Source organism: Rhizobium sp. P1_E6 (assembly GCF_056405875.1).
Genome location: NZ_JBFUBG010000005.1, coordinates 54,723 through 76,654 on the forward strand (window position 1 = coordinate 54,723; position 21,932 = coordinate 76,654).

The following is a 21,932-nucleotide window of genomic DNA, read 5'->3' on the forward strand; positions in this document are numbered from 1 at the left end:
ATGGCTGGCCAAGATTTCAGGCGGGACTGCTGCATCTGTCGCGGTCCCGTGAGCTAGGTCATCGCGATGCGCGCTTCTGCATTTCGGTTTCGATGAAATCCGAAAAGAGCCGCAGGCGGTAGGTCGGCATTCGACCGAAAGCGTGGACAGCCTGGAACGGCATCGTTTCCAGCTCAAGGTCGGGCAGAATCTGGATCAGTTCCCCTCTATCCAGCTCTTCCTGAACGATGCATTTCATCAGATAAGCGACGCCTACTCCACTCAAGGCGGCAATGCGGATCGCTGTCGCCGTGTCGAGGTCCACCTGGCCCGTCGGTATCATCGTCGCGCCATCGGCAAAGTGAATGGGATATGTGTGGCCATCGATCGCATATCGCGCGAAGGGCAGTTCGCGCAGCCTCTCCACCGTGCCGACCGGTCCCGATGTATCGACAAAGGCAGGAGATGCGACCAGCGCCATGTCCAGATGCATCAGCGTTCGCATCATCAAGTCGCTTCCCGTGACTTTGCCGACGCGAAAGGCGATGTCGTAGTTTTCGCGGATCAGGTCCACGTGGCGATCCGTCGTACCGAGATCGAGCGTTATGCCGGGATGCTGCGGCAGGAAATGCGTGAAGATGGGCACCATGAGCAGCCTCGCAAGCTCGCTTGGCAGGCTTACGTGTAAATGGCCGGTGGCTCCGCGATCCGCCTGAAAGACATCCGAAGATTCCTCGATCTRCCGAAGAAGCGGCGCGATGCTTCCGAAGAAGGTTTCGCCGTCGGGCGTCAACGTCAAGATACGCGTCGAACGACGAAAGAGCTTCAGCCCCAACAGGCTTTCCAGCCGGGAAATGCTCTTCGATACGCCCGACGGCGTTGTCCGCAGACTGCGCGCCGCGGCACTGAAGGACCCCGTTTCCACGGTCCGGACAAATGCCACCAAACCCGCGGTTTCGCCCAGCAAATTACGCATCTCGCCTCCACGAACTTGATCTGCGGATAGGTGGCAACGCCCCGATAGTCCACTGCGGTTACCGCATGGTCATCCATGTGCATGGTTGCGGAATACCGATCGAATGGCTTGCACCAGGTAGGATCGGCGGCGATCGTGCTGCATGGCATGATTGCCGATATTTTCGCTCAACGCCTCGCGATGGGCGAGATTTGCCGCAAGGTCTTCCGCGAGTTCGGGGCGCTCTTGCAGGAGCGGTGCAAACGCCTCCTTGCCAATCTCATAGACGGTCACCCGCGTTACCGCCTGAAGCGCGTGGCTCTCTCCTATTCCGGCGAGAAAACCCCCTTCGCCAAAAAAGTCGCCCGGTGCCAGGCGCGCCGTCTCCCTGTCATCTCTTCGCATCGAAACGATGCCTGCCCGGATGATCATAAGGCTGGCGAGGGAGTCTCCCTCTTTTGCGATCTCGTCACCGGGAGAAAAAGTGCGCTTGGTCGCAGATGCCGCAAGCGTCGTCATTTCGTCGCCTGTGAGTACCGAGAAAACGGGGATCGCTTCGATAAGACTTTGAGCCGGGCCTGCGCTGGAGACCAACGTATTCTGTGCTGGGGACTCGTTTGCCATGATCACCTTGCTGAGCGGCATCGCAAGCTGAAGCCCACTGGACTTGCAGTGGCGGTATACCAGATCGATCACCTCGCTGCGGGCAAGGCCTCGCCGCAGCGGACTGGTCACCTGAAAATAGAGTTCGACATTAACTGCGCTGGCATCTATGCCGACAAGCGAAACGGCTGGCGGCGGATCCTTGATGATGGAATTGCAGCTATCGAGCACCGTCTGCATGACGCCGAGGATGACGTGCGGCATGCGTGTCGGAACAATCCGGATCGACAGCGTGATCAGATGGTTTTCATCCGGTTGGCTGATATTGGTCAGCCCAAGCTTGGCAAGCACGCTGTTCGGCAGGACGACGATATTGTGAGCAGCGGTGAGCAGATGCGTAGAGCGCCAGTTGCTGGCGACAATCCGTCCTTCCGTGCCGTCGCTGAGCAAAATCCAATCACCGATGACATAGGGACGTCCCAGCGTCAGAGCGATCCCGGAGAACACGTCTCCCAGCGTGTTCTGCAAGGCGAGACCGAGGATCACGGCGATGACGCCTGATGTCGCCAGCAACGTGCCGATCGGAACCCCGAAAACGAAGGCCATGACCGACAGGGCGACACCGAGATAAACGACCGCGATCAACAGGTCCTGAATGAGCCTTGCTTCTCTCGGCCTGCCGTCCAGCACGATGTAGATGCGCAGGAAGCCGATGACGGCCCAGGAGAGATGAACCCACCAAAGGATCTTGGCAGAGACAAACAGCGCACTTACGCTTTCCAGATGCGGCGGGTCAAAGCGAAACGGAACGATCCCGCTCAGCAGGAGAACGATCGTCATCGCGGTAAAGAAGATGATCTGCACGATCAGGCGCGCGTTTGGCCGGGAGCGCCCTTGCAGATGCCATACGACGACGCCCGCTATGCCCAGGGCGTTCAGCAAGACGACAAACGAAATGATTTCCTGCGGCATCCAGTTTTCTCATCGATAACGGTAGAGGCAGCCACACCTACGCGTCTGCTTGGTACGCAGCGACCGGATAGTCGCAAAGAGACAGCTTTCGAGGTCGCTCCTGTCGGGCTTAGCCCGACTCCGGGTTCTCAGAAATTCCGCTGGCGCATCTTGGTTTCGCCCGCATCGAGATCGAGAGCTCAGAGTTCGATTGGTAGTTCCAGCCGATTCAGTAGGATACTGACTCTCGCCGTGTCTCAGGAAAATCCACCGTTATAAAGGAGAAGCATGATCGGGCCTTGGGCAGTGCACGACACATAGCATAGTCACTCACCAGTCCGCGTGACTACTAAATCAAGGGTGGGCTTGACACGAAGCCTGCTATCCATTGTTCGACAGCCTTGACGTACGAATCCATCGGGCTGCCGCCACCCACCGTCCCAGCAACTTTTATGCACATCACCACGACGATTGAAAACCTGGCTGACTTTGTTGCGGATCTTAAATCACTCTCTGAGGGGAGACAAACTTCGGTTTAGTTGAAAGGCGGCCATTGTTTGTTACCATAGGATGCAGACTTGGGAGGGGATGTCTCATGGGAAATAGACCGTCGCTCGGGCTTCCATTGGCATCAACGATGTTGGGAGCCTGACGAATGGACCCGTGCACATCTTGAAAAAAGATGTGTTTTTGATTTCCATCGATGCCTACGATTTATAAGGCGTACCAATGTCCACAAAATGCCGGATGACCGGTTCTATATTGTCAGAGGCCTGATGCAGTCCGAGCAAAAAACCACAATCGCGATCATAGACGACGATCAGTTTCTCTTGGAATCGCTCAAGGATCTCTTCGAAACGACCGGCATTGAAAGCCGGACCTATACGTCCGCGGACGCCTTCCTGAATTCCGGCGATATGCATCGTGTGCATTGTGTATTAGCCGATGTGAGAATGCCCGGCACCAGCGGACTGGGCCTGCTTTCTGCCGTGGTCCGGAACGGTGGCCCGCCGGTTTGCATCATGACCTCCTCTGCCGACAATCGCACCGAAACGGCCGCGAGATTATCGGGCGCAGCCGCCTTTTTGGAAAAGCCATTGAACTCCAAGGATCTGATGGAATTCATAGCCTCCGCCGCACGGCGCTGATCCTGATCATTTCGCTCGGGACTGAGGAACCATTCATCACTATGCTCACCATTGACGCGGCTGAAAAGAATCAAGGTGTTGAGCACGATGTCGGGTGGGCGCTTCGGCCCAGCAAAAGCGCTGCGGGTGAACGAGGAGCAAAATGCATAATCTTGACAGCGCCAACCGCCATTCTCTCATGAGCTGGCTGATATCGGGCGTTCGAGACGAGCTGCAGATCGAGCCGATATTTCTGCAATTGTGTGATCGTCTCGTTTCGTGCGGCGTCGCTTTGAGCCGCGCCAGTCTTCATCTTCGCGTTCACCATCCCCAATGGCTCGGCACGCGGGTCGTCTGGGTCAAGGATCACGGGCAAGCGGATATCACCACGATCGGTTACGATGTCGAGGCGACCGATGCTTTTCTCAGAAGTCCGTTTCGTGTCGTCATCAAGAGCGGCGTCGAAATCCGGCAGCGGCTTCAGATCTACGGACCGCATCAATTTTCTGTCTTCGAAGAATTGAAGGCGGAAGGCCACACCGATTACATTGCCTGGCCGATCGACCATACCCAGGGCAAGAGACACCTTGCGACGTTTTCGACGAGCGAGCCGGGCGGATTTACGGACGAGGAAATCGCGCTCTTCCGCGAGATCCTTCCGCTATTCTCGCTGGTCAGCGAAATTCGCCTCAAGAACCAGCTGGCCCTGACGCTGCTGCAAACCTATGTCGGCCCGCACGCCGGCGAACAGATTCTGGATGGAGCAACGACGCGCGGGAGCGGCGTGTCGGTAAATGCCGCAATCATGATCTGTGATCTCAGAAACTTTACGAAGCTGTCCGATCGCCGGCCCCGCGACGAGGTTATCTCCATCCTGAACCAGTATTTCGATGCCATCGCCGATCCGATCGAAAGGCATGGCGGCGAAATCCTCAAGTTCATGGGGGACGGCCTGCTGGCGGTCTTTCCCCTGGAGCAGGCTGACGCCTGTAGTGATCTCCTGCAAGCCGTCTTCGAGGCGCAGGAGGCGATCAAACGGCTTCAGGAAACAGCTCTCGGATACGAGGTCCGCTACGGCACGGGCATTCACCTTGGAGAGGTCATGTACGGCAATATCGGCTCCAAAAAGAGACTGGATTTTACCGTGATCGGCCCGGCGGTGAACATCGCCTCCCGCCTGGAGGCTTTGACGAAGGAACTGCAGCACCCCGTCCTGATATCAGCGGATTTTGTAAGAATGGCCGGCTGTGCTGACCAGACGGAATGGCTTGGTCCCTATAACCTCAGGGGTTTCGAACAACCTGTCGAGGTTCACGCACTGCGCCTTCCACCGACCAGGCGCTGACATCAGGCGGCAAAGGGCGGGCTTATCGTTTGAGCCTCGGCCGCTCGTCCACCGTGACGCTGCAATCCAGAATATAGCCGCTTCCGCGTGCGGYCTTGATCAGGCTCGGTTTTGACGGCTCGGTTTCCAGCTTTCGTCGCAGGCGCAGGATCAGCGCATCAATGCTTCGATCGAAGACTTCCTCAGAGTGAACACGGCTCGCCGCAAGCAACCGCTCACGGGACAGGACCTGTTTTGGTGCGTTCAGGAATGCGACGAGAAGATTGAATTCTGCAGCAGTCAGTTTCGTCTCACCGACATCCGGTCGGATAAGCGCTCGCTGATGCATGGAGAGCGTCCAGTCGCCGAACATATAGGTCCGGCGCTCCCGGCCGGCCTCGGGCGCGGGCCTCACCCGCATGGCTGCTTTGAGCCGCGCCAGGAATTCTCGCAGCCCAAACGGCTTGGTTATATAATCGCTGGCGCCAAGCTCGAACCCCAGCACCTTGTCGGCCTCCTCGATGCGGTCGGCGCTGGTGATGATAACCGGCGCTGTCGAAAGGCTCACAAGTTGCTGCACAATCTCAAGGGCGTCCTCTCCCTCGAGGCTCACATCAATGACGAATGCATCGACTATATCCATTGAGATCACGCTCTGCAGTTCGTCACCACTGCTGACCGCAGTGACGCGAAACGCCTGCTGCACGAGATAATCACTGATGAGACTGCGTGCAGAGTGATCGTCATCGACAACGAGGACATGCTGCATGGGTTTCTCCGTCTGGCAACGCGACGGGGCACGGGTCAGTCAGATGTAACAATGAATTGCGATGTTTCTGTCGTGAACGATGCCCCTCTCCGGTTGATAGTCGAAACGCGCCGATTGGACGATCAAACGTCCGTTTAGGTTTAACCGGAAAATTTGCACGTTTATGATGGCCCTGAAACGACGGTCTTCAAATCCCTTTGGGGCGCAAGCCAGTTCTTCATGCGTGCAACAGCCGCAATGAAACGGAAGTATAGCTTCCCACAATCTACACAAAGGGTAGCTTTCTCAGGCTTGGCTCGGCGGCGATACCTCTCCAGAAACGAGCCTTTCAAGGCGCTTATGAAGCATCTCGAAATAAGGATACTTATATGGACCCGAAACAATTTCAGCCGACGCGCCGAGATACGATGACAGGAGCGATAACACTTGCAGTCGCTGCCGCAACATTGAAATTTTCCCCATCCGCAATGGCCGACGAGCCAAAGAAATCGAAGGAAGAACATGCCATGAGCAATGAATACGTCACCACGAAAGACGGCACCCAGATCTTCTACAAGGATTGGGGTCCGAAGGATGCTCAGCCGATCGTCTTCCACCATGGCTGGCCGCTCAGCGCCGACGACTGGGATAACCAGATGCTTTTCTTCCTCGGAAAGGGCTATCGCGTCATTGCGCATGACCGCCGTGGCCACGGTCGCTCCAGCCAGGTCAGCGACGGTCACGACATGGACCACTATGCAGCTGACGCCGCAGCTGTCGTCCAGCACCTCGATCTTCGCAATGCGATCCATGTCGGCCATTCAACCGGCGGCGGCGAGGCGACGCATTATGTCGCGCGTCACGGCACGGGTCGGGTTGCCAAGCTCGTCCTCATCGGCGCCGTCCCGCCGATCATGGTCAAGACGCCAGCCAATCCAGGCGGCCTGCCGATCGAAGTCTTTGACGGTCTGCGCGCAGCGCTGGCGGCAAACAGGTCGCAGTTCTACATAGACCTCGCCAGCGGCCCGTTCTACAGCTTCAATCGCCCGGGCGCCCAGGTATCGCAGGCGATCGTCCAGAATTGGTGGCGACAGGGCATGGGCGGCGGCGCCAAGCCCCATTACGACGGCATCGAGGCATTTTCGGAAACGGACTTCACCGAAGATCTCAAGTCGATCGAAGTGCCGACCCTCGTCATGCACGGCGACGACGACCAGATTGTCCCGATCGCCGATTCCGCACCGCTTTCGGCAAAGCTGCTGAAGAATGCCACGCTGAAGATCTACAAGGGGCTGCCGCATGGCATGGCGACAACGCATGCCGACGTCGTCAATGCGGATCTGCTGAGCTTCTTCAAGGCCTGATGCCGAGGGGCGCCGTTGAGGCGCCCCTTTGAGACTGCGTGGCAATGAGCCTTCGACCCACAATCCATTTGCCGAAAACGATCAAAGCCCCTTTTGGGGCTTTGACTATTTCTATGCGGAATTTGATGTCCGATCAGTGCCCCGGAGGCGGCGTCGCCGTCTTGACCCACTCGGAGTAGCGCGTCTTGCCGATCCGCACTTGGCTGCCGGGCRTAAGGGATTCAGACTTCAACAAAGCGCCGAAATAGCGGGTCTGGTCATCGGCGACAACCTCGCGCTTGTCGCCGATCTGCCGCATATAGCGAGTGACGGCATCGGCAATCTTGATCGGTTCCGGGCCGGCGATTTCGACGGTGGCATTCAGCGGTTCGCCTAAAACGACATCAACGAGCGCGTCGGCAACATCGTCCGAGAAGATCGGTTGCATCATCGCCGGCGAAAGGTGAACCTTGTCACCCTGCACGCCGGACTGAGCGATGCCGAACATGAATTCGAAAAACTGCGTTGAGTGAACCAGGGAATAGGGAATCTTGGATTCCTTGATGATCGTCTCCTGAGCAAGCTTGGCGCGCATGTAGCCGCTCTCCGGAAGGCGCTCGGTACCGACAACGGACAGAGCGACATGGTGCTTCACACCGGCGGCCGCTTCGGCAGACGCGATGTTGCGACCCGCGGTCTGGAAGAAGTCCATCACTGCCTTGTCTTCGAAAGACGGGGAATTGGAGAGGTCCACAACGACCTGCGCTCCCTTAAGAACGTCTGCAAGGCCTTCGCCGGTGATCGTATTGACGCCGGAGGCGGGAGATGCGGCAATAGTCTCGTGGCCCTTTGCCTGGAGGCGTTTGACAAGCTTTGAACCGATGAGGCCGGTTCCCCCGATGACGACGATTTTCATGATCTGCTCCTTTTTGCTGTACTAGAGAGTTCGAAGAACACCGCGCTGCGGGGGCAAGTCGGCGCGGCTTGTTAGTTCAGGCCAGCTCCGTCCAAACCCAGCGCTGCAGCAGCAGCCAGAATGTAAGCCTAAGCGATTATCGTCGGACGCATACCCAAACGTATGTTGGGGATCAGCTGGCGACCCGCGCGATTGAGTAAGGATCCAGCAGAAAATGCCCGACTAAACGAGCAGCAGCAAAGTGCGCCTTATCGGAACTTGGCGTCCACAAACCCACCTGCCCGCAAAACCGCTGATACAGTCGCAGCCTGTCTGGCCCGTCTTGGGATAGCCGTTCGATTCGATCGCAGGGCACGGAGGTTTTAACCCCGCTGAAGCTGCTCGACCTTGCGCACCAGATCCGCCAGCGACCGGCACTGCATCTTGCGCATGAGGCTCATGCGATGAAGCTTGACCGTCATTTCGCTGATGCCGAGCTGATAGGCGACCTGCTTGTTCATCAAACCGCTCGCCACCGCATGCATGACCTCCTGCTCCCTCGGAGTGAGGCTATCGGCAAGCGTTTGAACGCGTTTCAATTCTTCTCGCAACTTGCGGCGCTCGTCATCCAACCTGATCGCATGATCGACAGCATCAAGGAGAACCTGGTTGACGAAGGGCTTGGTGATGAAATCGGTCGCGCCGGCCTTCATCGCCTTAACGCTTGTGGGAACGTCGGCGTGGGCCGTGAGGAATATAAGCGGCAGCTTGCAGCCCAAGGCTAGAAGCTGGCTTTGAAGATCGAGGCCTGTGCCCCCCGGCATCCGCAGATCCACGACAATGCAGCCGGCTGCGTTGACGTCTGCCAATTTGAGAAATTCCAGGCCGTTTGGAAAGGCTGACGCGCGTTTGTTGGTGACCGTGAAGAGGTCCAGAAGGGCGCTGCGCATCTCTGCATCATCATCGACGACGTAAACGATCGGCTCGGCGCACCTGTCCGTCTTTACCTGAGCGTTTTGCATCGAATTACCTCTTTGCTACCAGAGATTCCGGCGGTTGAACGCGCCTATCTCTCTGCCTGCCCTATGCCGGCTTTCGGTCGCCAACCCGAAAAAGATCGTAGTGCCGGCCTGCATGGTGCCAGCCTTCTCAACAGGGCGCCAACCGATAACATAGAAGACGCGCCGGCGGACGATACACCTTGGTTTACCATCGCTCGCTCTAGTGTGCGCCGGAAGCTGTGTTCGTGATCTCCAAAGCCAAACAAAACCGGCAGCAACGCTGCCGGTTTTGCCTGCTCGACGACATAGGCCGGATGGGTTGGACGCTCGGCTGCCATTTCGTTGGCCGCAGGATGAAACCGAAAAAAGCCCTGCGTTCATCATCTCCATCGTGTCCGGTTAACACGGCCCACGAATACTCAGATACTGGTCGACCTAGCGCCTGACATCCCTACCTTTCGTTTGCCAAACCTTCGTTTGCGTTGAGCCTATCCTCCTGAAAGCGCACATTTTTCGTAAATAGAGAACTTGCGCAACGAGCCTCACAATGGACATGAACCGATAGGGAGAGGCGACGGGGCGGATATGCCATCCTCTGCAAAGGCAGCTTGCGACGTCACACGGACATTCGCTCATAGGCGCCAGCGATCTGCCAACTCCACGCCCTACTTCGGGGTCAACCCAAAACTTCGTTTTATCGATCCAATCCCGGAAACGGCTATCCTCTCAAACATGTCAGTCATATCCCGGAGACTTGAGATGAAAATTACGGTGGTTGGTGCGAGCGGGATGATGGGATCCAAGATCGTTCGCGAACTGGAACGGGCCGGCCAGTCCGTTAGTGGCGCTTCGGCGAGTACGGGCGTCGATGCCTATACCGGCGAAGGGTTGAAGGCTGCGTTAGCCGATACGGACGTCGTGATCGACGTTACGAATTCCGGCTCGTTCGGAGATTCCAACGCGCTCGGCTTCTTCAAGCAGGCGGGAAAGAACCTGCTGGCGGCAGCAAAGGAAGCGGGCGTCAGCCATTACCTTGCTCTGTCGGTCGTCGCGGCGGATCGCCTGGTCGAAAACGACTACTTTCGAGCAAAAATGGTGCAGGAAAATCTCATAAGGGCATCCGGCCTGCCTTACACCATCGTTCGATCCGCGCAGTTCTTCGAGTTCTTCGACGGGATCATCAGCTCGRCAGCCGAGACCAATGGATTTCGGCTGTCGCCTGCCCTGATGAGACCGATCGCAGCGGACGAGGCTTCGACCCTGATATCCCGGATCATAGTCGGGTCGCCCCACAATGACATCGTAGAAATCGCCGGCCCGGAATCCGTCCAGCTTGACCAATTGGCGCGCGAGATACTGACCGTGACGGAAGATCCTCGGTCGATCGCAATCGATCCCGAAGCGCCATACTTCGGCGTCGAGCTTGCCAGGACAACACTTCTGCCGGGAGCGAATGCTCTTGCCGGAAGTTTGACGTTTCACGACTGGCTTTCACGGTCGATGATGGCCGCCTAAGCAGACGGCCCAGATACCATGTCGCCTTGGCGACAATTCGACATGTGTAACTAAGACAGAAAAGGAGGTGCCGAAGCGCCTCCTTCTATTGACTGAAGCCTCTGTCTTAGGCGCGGATTCCTACAACCCCCTGCCGGCTCGATGAGGCCAAGGCCTGTTGAATGGCCCAAAGCGTCGCAAGTATCCCAAAAATCGCGGGCAGGCTTACCGCCGGAAAGTCGCGCATGATTACCGACGACGAGCAAATGCCGACGGCGACTTCCCACAGATGGAACGCAGCATGGGCAATGAGCCAGAGTGTTGCCCCGGCCCATAGCTCGACCCGCCGGCTCGGCTTCCAGGCGCCAAAAGCAAAAGCAAGAGCAATGAAACCCTGGATGATGCCGATATCGCGAATGAAATGCTGGTTGAACATTCCGGTATCGGTCACGCCGGGGACAAAATAATACCAGCTCTCTGGATCGTAGAGCATGTAAAGGGCCAACCAGCCGGCAAGCAGTACGTTAAAACCGACCATGCCGTATACAATGAACTTCGTGACCTGCATCGTAACCTCCTTAGGATAAGCGGGCCTCAAAATTAACATCCAAGGCTAACGCTTACTTCCCAAACCAAGGTTGGGGAGCAGGTCGCGATAGCGGTCGAAACACCGCCGTCGGCCGAAGAAAAAAGCTATTTCAATGGGATATCGTCGTTGGAAGCTGAAACACGATCAGCTCGCGGCATGAGAGAAGCCGCCCGCTATCGATCAACTTACCGACAAAGGCCGCAGCTCCGCTCTGTAACACGGCGGACTCGATCTGCGCGTCCGAGCAGGACGTCGTGATCAGGATTGGCGGGTAAACGTCCCTATGCTTGAGGATACGCAACATTTCGATGCCAGACACGCCGTCATTCTGACATCGGCCAGGATACAATCGGGAGGAAGATAGCCCTCTTGCAGCAGGAAGTCTTCGGCGCGACTGTAGCACTCGCTGGCAAAACCCTCTTTTTCAAGAGGATCTTTGATCGGCGCTCGCAGACGCCTGTTGTCATCGACAATGGCGGTGTTTTTTGTATTCAATGCGGCCATGGGCCTCTGCGATCTCTCCAGAGGAGATTTCTGCTGTAACGGCCGGAATCGGACTTGTTCTACTGATAGATGTCGAACTTGCCCGCAACCATGTCGAGTTTTTTCACCAGCTCGGCCAGCGAGCCGACCTGCATCTTCTTCATCATTTGCCGGCGATGGAGCTTCACCATCGTTTCGCCAATCTGCATCTGATGGGCGATCTGCTTGTTCATAAGCCCCTCGCCCACATATTTCATGACTGCCCGCTCGGGCGGCGTCAAGGTCTTGGCAGTCGTGCAGATGGCATCATAAGTTGCAGCAGCTTCGCGTCTTTCGATATTCCTGGTGATAGCCTCGCGTGTAGCCTCCATCAGTTCGGCGTTTTCGAACGGCTTCAGCAAAAAGTCGCTGGCACCGGCCTTCATGGCCTGGACGCTCATGGAAACCGTACCGCGACCCGTCATGAACACGATGGGCATGAAACATCCCGCCGCTGCCAGCCTAGACTGAAGATCGAGCCCGTTGAGGCCGGGCATATGAACGTCGAGCAGAATACATCCAGCCCGAGAAAGATCGGCGCGATCAAGGAAATCATCGGCACTTTGGTACGCGACTGCCCGCATGCCCGCCGATTCAAAGAGATCGACAAGAGATGCGCGTATGGACGCCTCATCGTCAACGATGCAGACCGTCGGGATATCTTGCTCCAGCTGCTCATCGGGCATCGGTATGTAGCTTCCAGAACCCCAGCTTGCGAAGGCGAACATGAAACGCCTCGGCCGGATCAAGCTACACAATTTCAGATTGTTTACAACGTCAGCCGTGCCATCATGGCAATTGGGCCGCCTTTCCGGGATGGAGCTCATTCCAGAAGATCAACGGGGAGAACGTGGCGGCAGAAAGATCATGCCGCCACGATTTGGCTTACTTGGCAGAGGCTGCGTCTTCGATGATCTTCACAACCTTGTCGGGATGAGAAACCATCACGACATGGGAGGCCCCCTTGACCACGACGGTCTCCTTGGAATGGGCACGCTCTGCCATCCAGCCGAGAGCCTTGGCGGGGATGTTCTTGTCGGCGTCGCCGTAGATGAACCAGGACGGAATGTTCTGCCATGCCGCACCAGGCGCACCTTCGGTCAAGGCCGCCTCGGTAATCGGGCGCTGGGTTGCTGCCATCAGTTTTGCCGTCTTCGCCGGGACATCGGCAGCAAACTGCTCATGAAACTTGTCCTGCTGGATATACAGATCCTTCCCACCATTTTCCAATGCCACCGGCGCGGCAAGTGTCGGCGCCAGAGTGCTGCCGGGGAACTTGCCCGAGAGGTCGGCTGCGGACTCACCCTTTTCAGGGGCAAAGGCAGCCACATACACCAGGGCCTCGACATTCTTCGTCTCCGCAGCGGCCTCGCTGATGACCGAGCCGCCGTAGGAATGGCCGACGAGAACGACCGGCGTCTTGATGCCGGCCACGACGCGGCCGACATAATCGCCATCCGACTTTACGCTGCGCAGCGGATTAGCCACCGCGACAACCGGATAACCATCCTTTTCCAGACGAGCGATCACATCGTTCCAGCTCGATGCATCGGCAAAGGCGCCGTGCACAAGCACCACCGTCGGCTTTGCAGATTCAGCGGCAGCAGGAGCGGCAAGAGCTGCCAGTGCGCCGAGCGCGAATACGCATTTCAGAATTCCATTCATGGGTTGGTCTCCTTTGTTGAATTGCGCACAACTTAATATGACACGATTAATATGTCCACTCACTTTTTGTTCAACGAGCGCGAGCGGCTGACGGAAGGCGTTTCAACAGGCCGCGCCCGGGGCCGGTCAATAAACAGGTAGGATTCTTGTACTGGCCAAATGCGCTACGGCAACCCAAACCTCAGTTCTAATGTCTTCCGAACAATTCTGACCCGGGAGAAACCATACCGTGGAAGCCGGCCGGCGCCGGGAAACTCCGCCTGAGCGGCTGAAACACGGCCTCCGGGCGGACCGCGCTGGCGGTCGATCGACGGGTTGCTCTGAGCAAATGGTCGCGTGGCGGGCATTGCAAACCGACCACGCAAAACTCCAACTGCCCTCAGGGGTTAGGCGACGCACATGCCACCGTCGACATGAAGCTCGATCCCGTTGACGAAAGTACCCGCCGAAGCAAGAAAGAGTGCGGCCTGAGCCAGTTCTTCGGGACGTCCGAGACGTCCTGCCGGAATCAGCTCCGCCATCTGCTGCTCGAATTGCGGGCGGTTGCTATCGCTGACGCCAAGTTTCCCCAGGATCTCAGTCTCAACGGGACCGGGGCTGAGAATGTTGACGCGGATCCGGCGCGACCTGAATTCGATCGCCCAATTGCGGGCAAATGCGGCGAGTGCAGCCTTGGTGCCAGCATAAACCGTGTGGTTCGGCAAAACCTTCGTGCCGGCCAGAGAACTCGTGACGATGATATTCCCACCATCGCGGATATGCGGGGCGATGGCCTGAACACCGAAGAAGACACCGCGCGTATTGACCGCAAAATGCTGGTCGTATTCGGCTTCGCTAACGGCCTCCGAAGCGGCAAGATTGATGATCCCGGCATTGGCCATATAGACATCAATCGCACCAAAGCGCTCCGCTACCTCAGCCGCGAGCCGGCGGTGATAATCGATGCTGGCGACGTCGCCGCAAATTCCGATTGCCCCGTGGCCAATCTCTTGGACCGCTTCGTCGACGACATCCTGACGGCGTCCGGTGATGACAACCTTCGCCCCCTCTTCTGCGAAAAGACGCGCTGTCGCTTTCCCTATTCCGCTATTGCCACCTGTTATGACGGCCACTTTATTCGTTAGACTTGGCATCTGAATTCTCCTTGTTGATGCGAAGGAGATAAACAGTTGCATCGGCCGCAATTAGCTGGTTCTCAGGACAAGGAACTTTGCCTAAAACAGGCAAATGAGCCGCCGCCGTCGCCCGACGACATCGAGAATCCCAGGCAGTCGAAAGCGTCAATCTCGATACGGAAGCGCGGCCGATCGTCTATCACGAGATCCGCTTTGCCAGCGCACGCGTCCAGTTCGTCATCCGGCGCGACGACCTCTAGGCAGGGCGGCAGCGGTCAACAGCCATGACGCATCGTCCCGCATGAATTGCTTTCGTTTTCCGCTGTATCGTAGGATAAATCCTGCTGCAGGCATTTCTGCCTGATGAGGCGCAAATTTGTCGTCAGGAGCAGCGGATGATCGTCAGTCGGGCCGTCAGGGCACTGCGTAAGCGGGAACGGGCCCTTTCCGAACTCGTCGACAGGGTGCCGTCTCACATCTGGCGACTGACGGCAGACGGGGAACCGATCTTTTTCAACAAACAGATGGTCGATTACCTCGGCCGGGATATCGCCGATATCCAGCAACCAGGCATGAGCCGGCTTGATGCGATGATCGAAATGGCGATCCATCCCGATGACGCCGAAGGGTTCAGGGACGCGCTGGATCATTGTTTCGCCACCGGAGACAGCTTTTCCACGCGATATCGCCTGCGCCGCCATGACGGTGTCTATTACTGGATGTCGAGCCGTGCGGACTCGGTAAAAGACAGGCATGGACGGATTATTCAATGGCATGGCCTCTGCCACGATATTGACGATCAGGTTCATGCCGAAGAGGCGCTGCAGCGCAGTGAACGACACCTTCAACGGCTCATTGACGCTTTGCCGGTCCATATCTGCAGCTGGACTCCTGTGGGCGAGCTTTCCTACGTCAGCAGGCGCTACATGCAGGAATTGGGCCTTTCCAAAGCGAATTTCGCGGAATTTGCGCGGGCGGCGCAAGAACTTGTCCATCCCGAGGATAGTCCGGAGGTGCAGCTCAGGGCCGCGCATTGCATCCGGGCTGGCGAACCTTTCGTCATGCGGTACAGACGGCGCGGAGCGGACGGTATGTTCCACTGGACGGAGGGCCGGTTCGAGCCTCTTCGCGATCAAAACGGTTCCATCGTGGAATGGTACGGCCTTTCCATCGATGTCGACGATCAGGTGCGCGTGCAGGAGGCTTTGAGCCTCGCCCAGCAGAATCTTGCGCGCGCAAGCCAGGCGGCGAGCCTCGCCGAGCTTTCCGCCTCGATCGCCCATGAGATCAGTCAGCCGCTCGCAGCCGTCATATCAAGCTCGGATGTCAGCCAGCGCTGGCTTTCGGCGGAACCGCCCAATATCGAACGGGCGCAGAAAGCAGTCGAGCGCATCTCGGCAAGCGCCCATTCCGCCGTCGAAGTCATCGGCCGCATCCGCGCTTTGTTCAAACGCTCCGAAACGTCGAGGAATTATACCGCACTCGACAACGTGGTCAGGGAAGCGCGAGACCTCATGGCCGAGGAGGCGATGCGGCGGCGCGTGCGCATGGATATCGAGCTTGAGCGTGATCTTCCACCGATTGCCTTCGATCGGGTTCAGGTTCAACAGGTCCTGATCAATCTCATTCGCAATGGCCTTGAGGCCATGGATTCTGCTGGCGATGACCGCATTCTGCACATTCGTGCCCGCCGCGCGACAGATGCCGTGCAGATCGAGATCAGCGATCGCGGGCCGGGCGTCGAATTTCCCGACAGAATATTCGAGCCCTTCTTCACGACGAAGGGCCAGGGGATGGGAATGGGGCTGGCGATCAGCCGCTCCATCGTCGAATCCCATGGCGGACGGTTAAGCGTGGAGCAGGCCGATCCACACGGAGCGAGGTTCATCTTCACCCTGCCGGTTGAAATGGAACAGATCGCTCACGCGTGACGGCGGCGGCCGCGGCGGTTGGAGCAGTTCCGTTTTTACGGAATGCTCTATCGCTTTGTTTCACGCAATTCCGGACGCAAGGCCGCTGCACGGTTTTGCTGAATCGCCCTAGCCGCCGCGATAATCGCTGATCGCCCGCTCCAGCCACGACATGAGCAAATCGGCATTGACGGGCTTCCTCAGAAAGGCGATTGCGCCCGCCTGAAAAACGGCTGCCTCGACGTCCTTGTCCCCATGAGCGGTCATGATGATGACCGGCGGGTGCGATGGCATCCTGCTCAATGCCTGGAGCATCTCGACGCCCGACATTCCCGGCATTCTGACGTCGGCAAGAATGCAATCGACGAGCGAATAACCTTTTTCGTTCATGAACGTTTCGGCGGAGTCGTAAAGCTCACTTTCATAGCCAGCCGCCTCGAGCAAATCCTTAAGGGATTCTCTGAGGTAGCGATGATCATCGATGACAGCGACGGTCTTATTGGGGAAACTTGCCATTGCGTCAGCACAATTCTTCTTTTTCGGGCAATGAGCTAGGCGCCACGCAGGTTACTGATACAGTTTCAGATCCGGTTTCAACATGTCAAATTTGCGGACGAGTTCCGCAAGAGAACCCGCCTGCATCTTTCTCATCATTCGCCCGCGATGCAGTTTCACCATGATTTCACTGATCTGCATCTCATGCGCGATCTGCTTGTTCATCAGCCCGGCAGCCACATAGCCCAGAACCTCCCGCTCGCGCGGGGTAAGCTTGGCTTCACAATTTTCCAGCTGGTTGCGTGCAGCGGCCTCTTTCCGGTTCTCAGTATCCCGCCTGATCGCCTCTCCGACTGCGGCGATCACGGCGCTGCCGGCAAACGGCTTGATCAGAAAATCCGTTGCTCCCGCTTTCATGGCCTTGACGGTCAAGGGAACACTTCCGTGACCCGACATGAAGATGATCGGCATGGTGTTTCCGGCCGCAGCGAGCTGATCCTGGAAATCCAGGCCGCTGATGCCGGGCATCCGCACATCCAGAAGAATGCAACCTGCCTGCCCCATATCGCAGCGCTCCAGAAAATCCGAAGCGCTCTCGAATGCGATAGCTTTCATCGCCACCGACTCGAAAAGGTCCACCAACGACGCCCTGACAGGGCCTTCGTCATCGACGATACAGACAACCGGCTCGTCCCTCGTGCTGACTTGATCGAACATCATGGCTTTCTGCGCCTCCAAACGACGGTTTTGCGCATCCTCCTTACTGCCACGCCACGGCCAAGCCTGAGTTCAACACTGCCTCGTTCCGCGGCATTCATGAAGGGATCCCCATCAGCCAAGTCCACGCCGGAATTGCATTTGGCGGCATGGTGGCCTCTTCACCACTCTAACACGTGGACCCCCTCACAAAAATACGCCAAGGGTGTAGGTTGGGCGGCGAGACCGGTCCAGAGTTCCATCAAATTCTCTCGTAATTGCAACCAGGTAGTTCCGCCAGCTGCGACAGGTGCTCCAGGCTGGATGCACTCCACACACAGCCGCCGCAAGGCACACCTTCGTTGCCCCCGCGCACACCTTCGTATAGCTCCTCAGGCAGCAAACCGTCTGTAAGCTGATGATGTCGAAAATCGGTCGAAGGCGATGATCATGCGGCATGACCCAAGCTCTCAGTACAGACCTCTTGAGATACCGAGGTTTCCGCTCTTGGTCATCGGCTGCCTGATCACGGGAATACTGGCGTATCTCGGCTACGGCGCGACATTTGCACCCAAGGCGTCCACAAAAATCTATGTCCCGCTCGCCGCCTCCCCGTCATCGCAGGCAGACCCGACGGTCGCTTATTTTGTCGCGAATGGCGAAACGCTCGCGGTATCACTCGAGCATCGGCCGACGGCATTGAAGGTTGCGTCTCGTTAGCCGAAATCGAGGCGTATTTCAGCAGGGCTTCCTTCATTTTTGAAAGCAGAAGCAGATGCTGCAAAAAAATCAGACATAAAAAAATGCGCCGCGCCATATATATTTGGTTTAGTCACCCCCTCCTTCAATTTCCTCGTCAGTGACTGTATTCTCCTGCAGTTCCGGGAAGCAGCATGTCTGCTGGCAGTTGGAGGATGATGCATGGGGGTGACCACCTCCAAGGGGTCGAAAAGTCCGGTCGCGATCTTGGTTGACGATGATGCGACGGTTTGYGCGGCTCTGGAGAACCTGCTGAATTCGGTCGGCATTGACGCAATGACATTTTTGTCGGGCCGGGAATTTCTCGATACAAAGCTGCCCGACCGCCCGAGCTGTGTCGTGCTGGATGTCCGTATGCCCGGCATCAGTGGCCTGGACCTGCAGCATCATCTGACCCGCAACGGCGTCACGACACCCGTCCTGTTTCTGACGGGGCATGGCGATATTGCAATGAGCGTGCAGGCGATGAAGGCCGGGGCGCAGGATTTCCTGACCAAACCCGTGCGGGACCAGACCTTTCTCGATGCCGTTTCCAATGCCATTGCCACCGATGTCAGCCGCAGGAACGCATTGTCTGCAGCCGATAGATACGTTTCTCTGTTTGAAACCCTCACGGTACGCGAGCGCCAAGTTCTGAAACTGGTCGTCTCCGGCGAAGTCAACAAACAGATAGCCTTCTCCCTTGGGATCAGCGAATTTACGGTGAAGCTTCACCGCAGCAATATGATGAAGAAAATGCAGGTCAGTTCGGTGGCGCAGCTTTTCAATGTCTGGCAGGCGCTGCCTTCGCATGTTCGAATGAGCGATGGCTGAAATGAGCGCCAGGTCATGGAAAGTCAGACATAGAAAAGGCAAAGGGGTTTTCCATGCAGTTGACATCGTCTAAAAAACGGATCGTCACAGCCATGGCTGTTGGTGGCAGCGGCGTCCTGATGGCAGGGCTTTTCGCAGATCCCTCCGGCATTCTCGTCGCAATGGTGGCCATCTGGCTCTATACGAGCTGGCGCACGGGCCTGGCCGTTTTGCTCATCGGCTGTTTGTTGACCGCAACCGTCGTTCTTTCGCCTGTCAATTTCGGGAATGACGAACCGATGCGAGTCGTCATGTTTGCCTGTTCCGCTGCGGCTCTCTGGTTTTTCATCAACGTCTTCAAACCGCAGAGCCTTTTCGACCGTGTGTACAAGAATATTCAGCCCAATATCGAAGATATTCCAGGCTTCGGATGGTCGGCCTATCCTGACGGTCGCCTGCGCTTCCTCAATCCGAAAGCGCTCGATTTTGTCGGCGTGACCGCCGAAGAAATGAGCAGGATCGCCCAGCTTGACAATCATTCGTGGTGGAGTCTTTTCGTCCATCCCGATGAGGTCGAAGGATGCAAGGCAAGATGGGAGCACAGCCTCAAAACGGGTGTGCCGATCTTCGAAGAGCAGCGGGTCCGGCGCGCCGACGGGACCTATCGATGGCTTCGCGATTCCGCCATCGCCTCGCGTGACGAACAGGGCCGAATCACGGCCTGGTTCGCGACCTCCGTCGACATCGATGACCAACGCAAGGCGGAAGCTGCCCTTCGGGAAAGCCAGCAGCAATTGCAACAGATGATCGATACGGTGCCGGCCCTCATCTGGTGCGCAAACGCAGCCGGCGAAACTTCTTACATCAACGGGCCGCTTATGCGCTGGACCGGGATTTCGCTTGCGAGCAACGATCCCGCGGACACAAAAAGATTCGCGACGGCGATTATCGAAGCCATCCACCCAGAAGACCGCGCACTATTCCAGAAGAGCCTGTCGCAGGCCTTTGAAACTGGCGAGCGCTTCGTATTGAAATATCGGCAACGGCGTTTCGACGGCGTCTATCGCTGGATCGACGGCAAGGCTGAGCCGCTACGCGACGCTGATGGTCAGATCATTCAATGGTACGGCGTTTGCCTCGACATCCACGACGAGATGGAAGCCCATGAAGCGGCGCGTGAGCGTGAAGCAGAGCTGCGCCTGATCGTTGATACGGTGCCGTCGCTGATCTGGCTGATGACGCCCGAGGGGCTTCCCTGCTATTTCAACAAGCGTTTCTCCGAATGGGCAGGGCTCGATGAAGGCGATATTCATTCGAAGACGCCGGAACAGGTCGCCACTCAGGCAGAACTTGTCCATCCGGATGATCGCGCGGCGGTAACGGAGGCGTTCAGGAACGCCATTGCGACAGGTCAGCCTATCAACCACAAGGGCCGACTTCGCCACAGGGACGGTCAATATCGCTGGATGGATTCACGCGTCGAACCCTTACGCGACGAAAACGGCAAAATCATCCGCTGGTATGGCGTCAACCTCGACATCGATGATGAGGTTCGCGCGCAGGAGGCGTTGCGTCAGTCCGACGAAAGACTGGCGAGGGCACTGCGCGCTGCCAGTATGTCCGAGCTTTCCGTCTCGATTGCGCATGAACTCAATCAACCGCTACAGGCAGTCGTCGCTAATGCGAATGCATTCCGCCGCTGGCTGAGTGCCGATCCGCCGAACCTAGAGCGCGCACTGCGTTCTGCCGACTGGATCGTGCGCGATGCCGATGCAGCCGCCGATGTCGTCAGCCGCATCAGGGCGCTCTTCGGCAAGACAGCCTACCCCCGAACGGCAGTCGATCTGAACAATCTGATCGGTGATGCCTGCGAACTGCTCGCCGACAAGCTCGCCTCCAACAAGGTGAGGCTCGACATCGAGCTCGACCCCTATCTGCCGGCGACCAGCGCAGACCATGTGCAGCTGGAGCAGGTGATGCTTAATCTCATCCGCAACGGCATCGAAGCGATGCACGACATCGAGCCTGGAGCCCGCATGCTGAAGATCGAGTCGCGGTTGCGGGACGATGATACGGTTGAGGTGGAAGTGAGCGACTTCGGGAGCGGCATCAGCGACCCCGAGAGGATTTTCGAGGCCTTTTATACAACAAAGCAGGATGGTATGGGCATGGGCCTTGCGATCTGCCGTTCCATCATTGAATCCCACGGAGGACGTCTCTGGGCGGAAAACGGTGCGCGCAGCGGTGCGTCCATCACATTCAGTCTGCCGGTCCGGGACGTTCAGGCGAAATTCGCACCGCGGGAAAACCAGGCCAGACCGACAGTCCGGGAGCTCGAAGCTTTGTCGGCATAACCGGACGAGATGCCGGCATCGCGGCTGCTCCCCGTAGCCGGTGGATCATGGTGAGAGCGTGATCCACCTGGCGCAAGCCGTTTAAGAGGCGCTTTGCGCGCCGAGTTCATGCCGCCATTGGCTGGGTGTCGTGCCGACGAAGCGCCGGAATAAACGGCTGAAATGTGCTTGGTCCGACAGGCCGCAGGCAAAGGCAATATCGCCCATTTCATGCTCGGCGGCCAGCAGCAATGTCTGGGCGCGCTCGATGCGCTGCTGCATCACGAACGCGTAGGGAGACATCCCGAAGCTGATTGAAAAGGCGCGGCGGAAATGGGCGGGGCTGAGCTTTGCTGCGGCCGCCAGATCATCGACGCGAAGCGGCCCCTCCAGCCTTTCATCGACATATTCGGTGACGCGTTTGACCTGCCAATTGCTGAGGCCCGTCCTGCGGCGGCCTTTGTCCGCACCGTCTGACCTGGCGTCCTGCAAGCAATCAAGAGGATCGGACAGAACGCGGTCCGGGGACGGTGCCGAATTACCTCTTTTTAACATGATCTCTTGATTCATCTGACCGCCCTAGACAATGGCCGGGATCGCCAGTCTCAGATGAACGCTGAATGTAGGGGAAATCCA

At 57.5% G+C, this 21,932-nt stretch carries 20 protein-coding genes; 7 read left to right on the forward strand and 13 right to left on the reverse strand.

Annotated elements, in window-relative coordinates:
- Nucleotides 1-58: 58 nt before the first annotated feature.
- A complete protein-coding gene (locus AC1D35_RS04930; protein WP_477938288.1) occupies nt 59-955 on the reverse strand; it encodes a LysR family transcriptional regulator in 897 nt (298 codons plus the stop codon).
- Between the two features lie 69 nt (nt 956-1,024).
- A complete protein-coding gene (locus AC1D35_RS04935) occupies nt 1,025-2,509 on the reverse strand; it encodes a cyclic nucleotide-binding domain-containing protein (RefSeq protein ID WP_477938289.1) in 1,485 nt (494 codons plus the stop codon).
- A 557-nt stretch (nt 2,510-3,066) separates the two neighbouring features.
- On the opposite strand from AC1D35_RS04935, the gene AC1D35_RS04940 reads away from it, so the two are divergent.
- Nucleotides 3,067-3,636 carry a response regulator transcription factor gene (locus AC1D35_RS04940; protein WP_477854513.1) on the forward strand — a complete coding sequence of 190 codons (570 nt, stop codon included), beginning with the start codon at nt 3,067-3,069 and terminating at the stop codon, nt 3,634-3,636.
- Between the two features lie 142 nt (nt 3,637-3,778).
- On the forward strand, nt 3,779-4,960 hold the full coding sequence (locus tag AC1D35_RS04945; RefSeq protein ID WP_477833006.1) for an adenylate/guanylate cyclase domain-containing protein: 1,182 nt from the start codon (nt 3,779-3,781) through the stop codon (nt 4,958-4,960).
- A 22-nt stretch (nt 4,961-4,982) separates the two neighbouring features.
- Here AC1D35_RS04945 and AC1D35_RS04950 read toward each other — a convergent pair whose 3' ends face one another.
- Nucleotides 4,983-5,708 (reverse strand): winged helix-turn-helix domain-containing protein, encoded by a 726-nt coding sequence (locus AC1D35_RS04950; RefSeq protein ID WP_477938290.1) that lies wholly within the window; start codon nt 5,706-5,708, stop codon nt 4,983-4,985.
- Between the two features lie 506 nt (nt 5,709-6,214).
- On the opposite strand from AC1D35_RS04950, the gene AC1D35_RS04955 reads away from it, so the two are divergent.
- Nucleotides 6,215-7,051, forward strand: a complete 837-nt coding sequence (locus tag AC1D35_RS04955; protein WP_477854511.1) for an alpha/beta fold hydrolase — start codon at nt 6,215-6,217, stop codon at nt 7,049-7,051.
- 133 nt (nt 7,052-7,184) lie between these two features.
- On the opposite strand, the gene AC1D35_RS04960 is transcribed toward AC1D35_RS04955, so the two are convergent.
- Complete coding sequence (locus AC1D35_RS04960) at nt 7,185-7,946, reverse strand: SDR family oxidoreductase (RefSeq protein WP_477938291.1); 762 nt, start codon at nt 7,944-7,946, stop codon at nt 7,185-7,187.
- A 362-nt stretch (nt 7,947-8,308) separates the two neighbouring features.
- Entirely contained in the window at nt 8,309-8,947 is a 639-nt protein-coding gene (locus tag AC1D35_RS04965) for a response regulator transcription factor (protein ID WP_113307094.1), read from the reverse strand.
- Nucleotides 8,948-9,685: 738 nt separating this feature from the next.
- Between AC1D35_RS04965 and AC1D35_RS04970 the strand changes: the two genes are divergently transcribed.
- Nucleotides 9,686-10,441 carry an SDR family oxidoreductase gene (locus tag AC1D35_RS04970; RefSeq protein ID WP_477938292.1) on the forward strand — a complete coding sequence of 252 codons (756 nt, stop codon included), beginning with the start codon at nt 9,686-9,688 and terminating at the stop codon, nt 10,439-10,441.
- A 106-nt stretch (nt 10,442-10,547) separates the two neighbouring features.
- Here the strand turns inward: AC1D35_RS04970 and AC1D35_RS04975 are convergent, their stop codons facing one another.
- From AC1D35_RS04975 to AC1D35_RS04995, 5 genes are all read right to left on the reverse strand, one after another.
- Nucleotides 10,548-10,988, reverse strand: coding sequence for a hypothetical protein (locus AC1D35_RS04975; RefSeq protein WP_113301718.1), 441 nt, complete (start codon nt 10,986-10,988; stop codon nt 10,548-10,550).
- Between the two features lie 279 nt (nt 10,989-11,267).
- Nucleotides 11,268-11,513, reverse strand: coding sequence for a response regulator transcription factor (locus AC1D35_RS04980; protein ID WP_162748414.1), 246 nt, complete (start codon nt 11,511-11,513; stop codon nt 11,268-11,270).
- A gap of 59 nt (nt 11,514-11,572) precedes the next feature.
- Nucleotides 11,573-12,259 (reverse strand): response regulator transcription factor, encoded by a 687-nt coding sequence (locus AC1D35_RS04985; RefSeq protein WP_477854510.1) that lies wholly within the window; start codon nt 12,257-12,259, stop codon nt 11,573-11,575.
- Nucleotides 12,260-12,416: 157 nt separating this feature from the next.
- A complete protein-coding gene (locus AC1D35_RS04990) occupies nt 12,417-13,196 on the reverse strand; it encodes an alpha/beta fold hydrolase (protein WP_113307091.1) in 780 nt (259 codons plus the stop codon).
- 386 nt (nt 13,197-13,582) lie between these two features.
- On the reverse strand, nt 13,583-14,329 hold the full coding sequence (locus AC1D35_RS04995) for a glucose 1-dehydrogenase (protein WP_113307090.1): 747 nt from the start codon (nt 14,327-14,329) through the stop codon (nt 13,583-13,585).
- A 377-nt stretch (nt 14,330-14,706) separates the two neighbouring features.
- On the opposite strand from AC1D35_RS04995, the gene AC1D35_RS05000 reads away from it, so the two are divergent.
- Complete coding sequence (locus AC1D35_RS05000; protein ID WP_113307089.1) at nt 14,707-16,242, forward strand: PAS domain-containing protein; 1,536 nt, start codon at nt 14,707-14,709, stop codon at nt 16,240-16,242.
- Between the two features lie 108 nt (nt 16,243-16,350).
- Here AC1D35_RS05000 and AC1D35_RS05005 read toward each other — a convergent pair whose 3' ends face one another.
- Together AC1D35_RS05005 and AC1D35_RS05010 are read right to left on the reverse strand one after the other, a co-directional pair.
- Nucleotides 16,351-16,737, reverse strand: coding sequence for a response regulator (locus AC1D35_RS05005; protein WP_113307088.1), 387 nt, complete (start codon nt 16,735-16,737; stop codon nt 16,351-16,353).
- 51 nt (nt 16,738-16,788) lie between these two features.
- Nucleotides 16,789-17,436: a response regulator transcription factor gene (locus tag AC1D35_RS05010; RefSeq protein ID WP_113307135.1), complete on the reverse strand. Its 648-nt coding sequence runs from the start codon at nt 17,434-17,436 to the stop codon at nt 16,789-16,791.
- An 897-nt stretch (nt 17,437-18,333) separates the two neighbouring features.
- Here AC1D35_RS05010 and AC1D35_RS05015 point away from each other — a divergent pair.
- Both AC1D35_RS05015 and AC1D35_RS05020 read left to right on the forward strand, forming a co-directional pair.
- Nucleotides 18,334-18,984, forward strand: coding sequence for a response regulator transcription factor (locus tag AC1D35_RS05015; protein ID WP_113307086.1), 651 nt, complete (start codon nt 18,334-18,336; stop codon nt 18,982-18,984).
- A 53-nt stretch (nt 18,985-19,037) separates the two neighbouring features.
- Entirely contained in the window at nt 19,038-21,317 is a 2,280-nt protein-coding gene (locus AC1D35_RS05020) for a PAS domain-containing protein (RefSeq protein ID WP_113307085.1), read from the forward strand.
- 81 nt (nt 21,318-21,398) lie between these two features.
- Here the strand turns inward: AC1D35_RS05020 and AC1D35_RS05025 are convergent, their stop codons facing one another.
- Nucleotides 21,399-21,866 (reverse strand): helix-turn-helix domain-containing protein, encoded by a 468-nt coding sequence (locus tag AC1D35_RS05025; protein ID WP_113301709.1) that lies wholly within the window; start codon nt 21,864-21,866, stop codon nt 21,399-21,401.
- Between the last annotated feature and the right edge of the window lie 66 nt (nt 21,867-21,932).

Excerpts from the sequence above, each read along its gene's own strand:
- AC1D35_RS05000 (WP_113307089.1), top strand. The coding sequence starts at position 14,707 with ATGATCGTCAGTCGGGCCGTCAGGGCACTGCGTAAGCGGGAACGGGCC.
- AC1D35_RS05005 (WP_113307088.1), bottom strand. The coding sequence starts at position 16,737 with ATGGCAAGTTTCCCCAATAAGACCGTCGCTGTCATCGATGATCATCGC.
- AC1D35_RS04955 (WP_477854511.1), top strand. The coding sequence starts at position 6,215 with ATGAGCAATGAATACGTCACCACGAAAGACGGCACCCAGATCTTCTAC.
- AC1D35_RS04995 (WP_113307090.1), bottom strand. The coding sequence starts at position 14,329 with ATGCCAAGTCTAACGAATAAAGTGGCCGTCATAACAGGTGGCAATAGC.
- AC1D35_RS05020 (WP_113307085.1), top strand. The coding sequence starts at position 19,038 with ATGCAGTTGACATCGTCTAAAAAACGGATCGTCACAGCCATGGCTGTT.
- AC1D35_RS04945 (WP_477833006.1), top strand. The coding sequence starts at position 3,779 with ATGCATAATCTTGACAGCGCCAACCGCCATTCTCTCATGAGCTGGCTG.
- AC1D35_RS05010 (WP_113307135.1), bottom strand. The coding sequence starts at position 17,436 with ATGATGTTCGATCAAGTCAGCACGAGGGACGAGCCGGTTGTCTGTATC.
- AC1D35_RS04935 (WP_477938289.1), bottom strand. The coding sequence starts at position 2,509 with ATGCCGCAGGAAATCATTTCGTTTGTCGTCTTGCTGAACGCCCTGGGC.
- AC1D35_RS04965 (WP_113307094.1), bottom strand. The coding sequence starts at position 8,947 with ATGCAAAACGCTCAGGTAAAGACGGACAGGTGCGCCGAGCCGATCGTT.
- AC1D35_RS04975 (WP_113301718.1), bottom strand. The coding sequence starts at position 10,988 with ATGCAGGTCACGAAGTTCATTGTATACGGCATGGTCGGTTTTAACGTA.
- AC1D35_RS05025 (WP_113301709.1), bottom strand. The coding sequence starts at position 21,866 with ATGAATCAAGAGATCATGTTAAAAAGAGGTAATTCGGCACCGTCCCCG.
- AC1D35_RS04985 (WP_477854510.1), bottom strand. The coding sequence starts at position 12,259 with ATGTTCGCCTTCGCAAGCTGGGGTTCTGGAAGCTACATACCGATGCCC.
- AC1D35_RS04990 (WP_113307091.1), bottom strand. The coding sequence starts at position 13,196 with ATGAATGGAATTCTGAAATGCGTATTCGCGCTCGGCGCACTGGCAGCT.
- AC1D35_RS04980 (WP_162748414.1), bottom strand. The coding sequence starts at position 11,513 with ATGGCCGCATTGAATACAAAAAACACCGCCATTGTCGATGACAACAGG.